This is a genomic window from Pedococcus sp. 2YAF34, assembly GCF_052114585.1.
GTDB lineage: Bacteria > Actinomycetota > Actinomycetes > Actinomycetales > Dermatophilaceae > Pedococcus.
On the sequence record NZ_JBFRFA010000068.1, the window covers coordinates 1 to 6,353 of the forward strand.

Below are 6,353 nucleotides of genomic sequence, written 5' to 3' on the forward strand. Positions count from 1 at the left end.
CACCCAGGTGCGCCGGCGCGGTGCCGAGCGGCGGACCGTGCCGCGCGGCGTACGCGGTCGCCGACGGTCTGGCCGGCCGGCTGCAGCCGGGCAGCGCTCAGGCGAGCAGGGGCGCCGTGGACCAGCCGAGCCAGACGGCGGGGAGGCCGACCCCGAGCGAGAGCGCCAGGGTCGCGGCGAACGGCTTCCACTCGTGCCGCTCGAGGAAGACCCAGAGCTCGAAGGCGAGCGTCGAGAACGTCGTCAGCGCGCCGCAGAAGCCGATCCCGACGAGCGGCATGACCCAGGAGGAGGCGTCGGGGAGGCCGGCCACCACCCCGAGGAGGAACGAGCCGACGATGTTGACGATGAGGGTGCCCAAGGTGGTGCCGGCGCGGCTGTGCCTGCGCGCCCACCGGTCGACGAGGAAGCGCAGCGGCGCGCCGGCGGCGGCACCCAGGGCGACGAGCAGCGCGGAGGTCACCGTCACGGGCGAGGTCCGAACGCGCGCTCGCCGAGCGTGACCCCGACCCCGACGGCGACCAGGCCCAGGGCGAACGACCCCACGACGTACGACGCGGCGAGCAGGCCGTGGCCAGCGGTGACCATGGTGCGGGCGTCCAGGGTGAAGGACGAGAAGGTCGTCCAGCCCCCGAGCACCCCGACCCCGAGGAACGGGCGCAACAGGGGGTGGGGCCGGTCCATGGACAGCACCCACACCACCAGCACGCCCATGGCCAGCGACCCGGTCACGTTGACCAGCAGGGTCGACCACGCGAACGCCCCCGCGGCGTGGGGCAGGGCCAGGCCCACGGCGTACCGGCCCAGCGAGCCGAGCATGCCGCCGCCGGACAGGGCGACGAGCAGCCCGACACGACTTCGGGGTGCGCGGCTTCGGGGTGCGCGGCTTCGTGGGCGCGGGGTCATCAGGCGCGCTTGGTCTCCAGGAAGTCCCCGATCCGGCCGATCGCCTCGGTGAGCACCTCGACGTCGGGCAGCGTGACGAGCCGGAAGTGGTCGGGCTCGAACCAGTTGAACCCCGTGCCGTGGGTGACGAGGATCTTCTTCTCCCGCAACAGGTCGATGACGAACGCCTGGTCGTCCTCGATGGGGTAGACCTCGGGGTCGAGGCGCGGGAAGCAGTAGAGGGCGCCGTGCGGCTCGACGCAGGAGACGCCGGGGATCTCGTTGAGCAGCCTCCACGCGGTCTTGCTCTGCTCGTAGAACCGGCCGCCGGGGTGGATGTACTCCTCGATCGACTGGTAGCCGCCGAGGGCCGTCTGGATCGCGTGCTGCCCGGGGACGTTGGCGCACATGCGCATGTTGGCGAGCAGCGTCAGCCCCTCGAGGAAGTCGCCCGCCATCGACTTCGGCCCGGAGACCATGACCCAGCCGGCGCGGTAGCCGCACACGCGGTAGGCCTTGGACAGCCCGCTGAACGTCAGGCAGAGCACGTCGTCGCCGGCATACGTCGCGGTGTGGTGGTGCACCGGCTGGTACTGGTCGTCGGCGAAGAGGATCTTCTCGTAGATCTCGTCGGACATCAGGACGAGGTCGTGGCGGCGGGCGATGTCGACCAGCCCCTTGACGACGTCCTCGCTGTAGACGGCGCCGGTCGGGTTGTTGGGGTTGATGACGACCAGGGCGTGGGTGTTGGGCGTGATCTTCGACTCGATGTCCTCGAGGTCGGGGTTCCAGCCGTTCGACTCGTCGCAGCGGTAGTGGACCGGGGTGCCGCCGGCGAGTGTGACCGCGCCCGTCCAGAGCGGGTAGTCGGGCGCCGGCACGAGGATCTCGTTGCCCTCGTCGACGAACGCGGTGAGCACCATCGAGATCAGCTCGGATACGCCGTTGCCGATGAAGACGTCGTCGACGTGCGTGTCGGTCAGCCCACGCGACTGGTAGTAGTGCGCGACCGCCGTGCGGGCCGAGTAGATGCCGCGGGAGTCGCTGTAGCCCTGGGCGTTGGGCAGGTGGTGGACCATGTCCTGCAGCACGGCCTGCGGGGCCTCGAAGCCGAACGGTGCCGGGTTGCCGATGTTGAGCTTGAGGATCTTGTGCCCCTCGGCCTCGAGGCGCTGGGCCTCGACGAGGATCGGCCCGCGAACGTCGTAGCGGACCTGGTGGAGCTTGCGGGACTGGGTGATGCGGCGCACGGCTGCAGTGTGTCAAACCACGGTCGGAGGTGCTCCGCCCGCCACTCCGCGAACACCGAGCACCTCGACCGTCGTCACGACCGAGGTGACACCCGGCGTCCGCGGGGTCGAGGAGAAGCCGAACCGGGTGGGCGGGTCGACCGCCGCCAGCGCGCCGAGGTCGGCTCGGCGCCACCTGCCGGTCAGGGAGGTGATCCGGTGCAGGTCGTGGGCGGCGTACCACTCCCGCCGCCCCGACCGGGCCTGGCCGCGCGTGCGCACGCCCCGGAGGGTGAGGCGGGCGACCGGGTCGGCGAGCGTCGCGAACGCCGTGCTGTCGGCGACGCGACCGGGTACGGCGCGCAGCAGCGTCCCGAGCGGTGCCCGGCCGCCGACGGTGAAGCGCACGGCCAGGTCACCGGCGCGGACGTCCCACCGGGAGCCCTCCGGGGTGCCCGCCCGCCCGAGCGTGGCCGCGGCGCTGACCGGGCACACGACCACCTCGTCGAAGACGTAGGTGTCGGCGACGAACTCGGCCACCTGCGGCGTCGGGGCCAGCAGCACCCGGTGTCCGTCGGCCTGCTCCAGCATGACGTCGGCGAAGGTGCCGAAGGGGGAGGCGGTCCACCGCCCCACCACGACCCGCGCGCCGCTGGTGCTGCCGACCCCGGCGATCTGGCCGTGAAACCTCTGGCGTCCCTGCACCGCCTCACCTTGTCACGGCCGGTGTGACCGCGCCGCTCCCGGCCGGGGCGACTGCGCCGGAGCGGCAGCGGAGCCGCCGCCGGCGCCCCTACGCTTGGCCCCATGCCGCCCACGACGCCCCTCGGCGAGCTCGAGGTCGAGCTCACCAGGCTGCTGCGCCGGGCGCGCAGCTCCCAGCAGCGCACCGCGACCGAGGTGCACCCCGACCTCGACCCTTCCGGGTATGCCGTGCTCGTCACCGTGCGTGACCTCGGCGACGCGGGCGGAGGTGCCCGTGGCGGCGACATCTCAGAGGTGCTCGGCCTGCACAAGTCGACGATGAGCCGCAACCTCTCCGTGCTCGAGGAGCTCGGCCTCATCGAGCGCGTCCCCGACCCGGCCGACGCCCGGGCCCGCCAGGTGCGGCTCACGGCGTCGGGCTCGGAGGCGCTCGAGCGGTCGTTCCAGGGCCGCCGCGAACGGCTGCGCGCACAGCTGACGACGTGGGACGGCGACGACATCGCCGAGCTGGCCCGCCTGCTGCGCCAGCTCAACGACACCGCTCTCTAGCGCCGGCCTGGTCCCGCGCCGCCTGGCCCTGCCCTGCGCCGCGACAAGTTGCATAGGACAACCAACTAGGTTTATGGTTGTGTTCTGCAACCAAAGGAGTAGCCGTGGTCACCAGCTTCGCGACCAGGCCCGCCGCCGGCACCGACCGTCCTGACGGGCCCCTCGAGGTCATCGCCGCCCTCACCAGCCTCATCCGCGCCAGCAGGGCCGTCGCCCGTCAGCGGCACGACCAGCTCGGCGCGTCCGGCACCCCCGTCGCCGTCCTCAAGGCACTGTCCCGGGCCACTGGTGGTCACGACCGCCCCGGCGACCTCGCCGTGGCTGCAGGGGTCGCCCCCTCGGTCGTGAGCCGCGTGCTCCCGCGCCTGGAGGAGGACGGCCTCGTGACCCGCGAGCGCGACGAGCACGACGCCCGCTCCTGCCACATCATCCTCACCGAGGCCGGCCGCGAGCAGCTCGCCGCGATCCAGCGCGAGTACGCGGAGATCCTCCGGGCAGCCCTCGATGGCGTTCCGGACGAGGAGATCGCCCGGATGCCCTCCACCCTCGCCCAGCTCGAGCAGGCGCTGTTCCGAGCGGCCGAGCTGGGGGCCCCTCGCCACAGCGGGCTCGCCCCCAGCCTGCGCCCCGGGCACCCCGCGGCTGCCCGGGCTGTCGACCAGACCACTCCCACCACCCAGCCCGCCACCGAAAGCCAGTGATGTCGTCCACCACCGCCCCCGCGCTCCCCAGCCAGCCGCCCGCGCCGGCCGCGCGCCCCGCCGTCGACGAGATGAGCCACAAGCAGATCCTCGAGGCCATGACCGGGCTGCTCGCAGGCCTGTTCACCGCCCTCATCAGCAGCACCATCGTCTCGACCGCGCTGCCGACGATCATCGGCGACCTGCACGGCACCCAGCGCCAGTACACATGGGTCATCACGGCGTCGCTGCTGGCCACCACCGTCAGCACGCCGATCTGGGGCAAGCTGTCCGACCTGTTCAGCAAGAAGCTGCTCGTCCAGCTCTCCCTGGCCGTCTTCGTCCTCGGCTCGATCGCCGCGGGCCAGTCCCACAGCGTCGGCTTCCTCATCGGCTGCCGCGTCGTCCAGGGCCTCGGCATGGGCGGCCTCACGGCCCTGACCCAGTCGATCATGGGCGCGATGATCGCCCCGCGTGAGCGCGGTCGCTACTCCGGCTACATGGGCGCCGTCATGGCCGTGTCCACCGTGAGCGGCCCCCTCCTCGGCGGCTTCATCGTGGACAGCGGGCTCGGCTGGCGCTGGACGTTCTACGTCTGCGTGCCGCTCGCGATCATCGCCATGTTCATCCTCCAGGCGACCCTGCACATCACCACCGAGAAGCGCATGCCGAAGATCGACTACCTCGGCGCCGTCCTCATCGCGATCACGTCCTCGCTGCCCCTGCTGTGGGTCACCTTCGCGGGCAACGACTTCCCGTGGTGGTCCACGCAGACCGCGCTCTACCTCGGCGGCACCCTTCTCGGCCTCGCGCTGACCATCGTCGTGGAGCTCCGGGCAGCCGAGCCGATCATCCCGATCCGCCTGCTGCGCAACCTCACCACCGGCCTGGTCATCATCGCCAGCGTCGCCGTCGGGGTCGCGATGTTCGGTGGCACCACCTTCCTCACCCAGTACTTCCAGATCTCCCGCGGCTACAGCCCGACCCACGCGGGGCTGCTCACCATCCCGCTCATGGGTGCGCTGCTCGTGTCCTCGACGCTCGGTGGTCGCTTCGTCAGCAACACCGGCAAGTGGAAGGGCATCATCGTCATCGGTGGCGTGTTCCTCACCGCCGGTCTCGTCTGGCTCGGCCGGCTCGACCACCTCACCCCGCTGTGGCAGATCGGCACCGCCATGGCCCTCATGGGCCTCGGCATGGGCGCGATGATGCAGAACCTCGTGCTCGCCGTGCAGAACTCGGTCGACGTCCGTGACATCGGCGCCGCGTCGGCGAGCATCGCGTTCTTCCGCACCCTCGGCGGCGCGATGGGTGTGTCCGTCCTTGGTGCGGTCCTCGCCAACGGCGTCCGCGACCACATCGTCGAGGGGCTGAAGGCCCTCGGGCCCAAGGCCGCAGCGGCTGCCCAGTCGGGCGGCGGCACCGGGACCCTGGACGTCAAGGACATGCCCGCACCCATCCGGGAGATCGTCCGCGCCGCCTACGGTGACTCCACCGGCCACATCTTCCTGATCGCCGCGGCGTTCGGCGTGGTGGCCCTGCTCGCCGTGCTGTTCGTCAAGGAGACCGAGCTGCGCACCACGGTGTCGATGGCGGACGAGGCTGCCACCGCCGCCGCGACCGGCACCGGTGCCCCCGCCATCGCGGAGGCCGTGCAGGCCGTTCCCGAGGAGACCGCGGGGGAGGCCATGGCGGGGACGGACGTCGAGGCCGCGCCGGGCACCGCCCCGGAGCCGGCCGGCGTGGGAGATGCAGCCGGGCACGGTACGTCGGCCCACCGGTCCGAGGCGCGCGCCTCCCGCGCGCTCGCCCAGGAGTCGCCGTCGGAGTCCCACGAGCTCAAGGCGCTGGCGGCGCTCGACGTGCTGACTTCGGCGCAGGACGAGGTGCGCTCGCGGGTCCGGTCCGGTGACGACGCCATCGTGGCGGCACGCGACCTGCTCCAGGGCCTCGGGCGCGACGTCGACGCGGCCCTCGGCCACTTCCACACCGGGCTCGCGGCCATCATCGAGGAGCTGGAGCACCCCTCCGAGGGGCGGCACTCCCAGCACCGAGCGGCTGACGCGCTGCACGACCTGGAGTTCACGCTCCTGCGCAGTACGCAGGCGACAGCCGACCAGGTCGTGGCTGCCGCGCACGCCGAGGCGGAGGCGATCATCGCCCGCGCCCGGCTCGAGGCCGAGCGGACCAGCGAGCTGGCCCAGCGCAGCCACCAGCAGTAACGGGAAGGCGGCCCCGGGCTCGGTACCGGCGCCGCCCACCTCAGTGAGCGCGAAGTGCGGGAATCCCCCGCGGGTTCCCGCAC

General features: G+C 72.3%; 7 protein-coding genes. 3 read left to right on the top strand and 4 right to left on the bottom strand.

The window, feature by feature from the left end; genetic code table 11:
• Positions 1-97 precede the first annotated feature (97 nt).
• From AB4Z02_RS18750 to AB4Z02_RS18765, 4 genes are read right to left on the bottom strand one after another with little or no spacing between them, the layout of a single operon-like run.
• Positions 98-469: a fluoride efflux transporter FluC gene (locus AB4Z02_RS18750; protein WP_441972866.1), complete on the bottom strand. Its 372-nt coding sequence runs from the start codon at positions 467-469 to the stop codon at positions 98-100.
• Positions 466-906 (bottom strand): fluoride efflux transporter FluC, encoded by a 441-nt coding sequence (locus AB4Z02_RS18755; RefSeq protein WP_441972868.1) that lies wholly within the window; start codon positions 904-906, stop codon positions 466-468. The genes AB4Z02_RS18750 and AB4Z02_RS18755 overlap by 4 nt, the downstream gene beginning before the upstream one ends.
• The gene (locus tag AB4Z02_RS18760; protein ID WP_056882987.1) at positions 906-2,135 is read right to left on the bottom strand and encodes a pyridoxal phosphate-dependent aminotransferase; all 1,230 of its coding nucleotides are present in this window, start codon (positions 2,133-2,135) and stop codon (positions 906-908) included. Before AB4Z02_RS18760 ends, AB4Z02_RS18755 begins: the two co-directional genes overlap by 1 nt.
• A 12-nt stretch (positions 2,136-2,147) precedes the next feature.
• Positions 2,148-2,819: a hypothetical protein gene (locus AB4Z02_RS18765; protein ID WP_441972870.1), complete on the bottom strand. Its 672-nt coding sequence runs from the start codon at positions 2,817-2,819 to the stop codon at positions 2,148-2,150.
• 102 nt (positions 2,820-2,921) lie between these two features.
• Here AB4Z02_RS18765 and AB4Z02_RS18770 point away from each other — a divergent pair, with 102 nt between their 5' ends.
• The 3 genes from AB4Z02_RS18770 to AB4Z02_RS18780 all read left to right on the top strand — a co-directional run bounded on the left by AB4Z02_RS18770 (position 2,922) and on the right by AB4Z02_RS18780 (position 6,270).
• The gene (locus tag AB4Z02_RS18770; protein ID WP_056882989.1) at positions 2,922-3,368 is read left to right on the top strand and encodes a MarR family winged helix-turn-helix transcriptional regulator; all 447 of its coding nucleotides are present in this window, start codon (positions 2,922-2,924) and stop codon (positions 3,366-3,368) included.
• A 104-nt stretch (positions 3,369-3,472) separates the two neighbouring features.
• The gene (locus AB4Z02_RS18775) at positions 3,473-4,069 is read left to right on the top strand and encodes a MarR family winged helix-turn-helix transcriptional regulator (RefSeq protein ID WP_441972872.1); all 597 of its coding nucleotides are present in this window, start codon (positions 3,473-3,475) and stop codon (positions 4,067-4,069) included.
• Positions 4,069-6,270, top strand: coding sequence for an MDR family MFS transporter (locus AB4Z02_RS18780; RefSeq protein ID WP_441972874.1), 2,202 nt, complete (start codon positions 4,069-4,071; stop codon positions 6,268-6,270). The genes AB4Z02_RS18775 and AB4Z02_RS18780 overlap by 1 nt, the downstream gene beginning before the upstream one ends.
• Positions 6,271-6,353 lie beyond the last annotated feature (83 nt).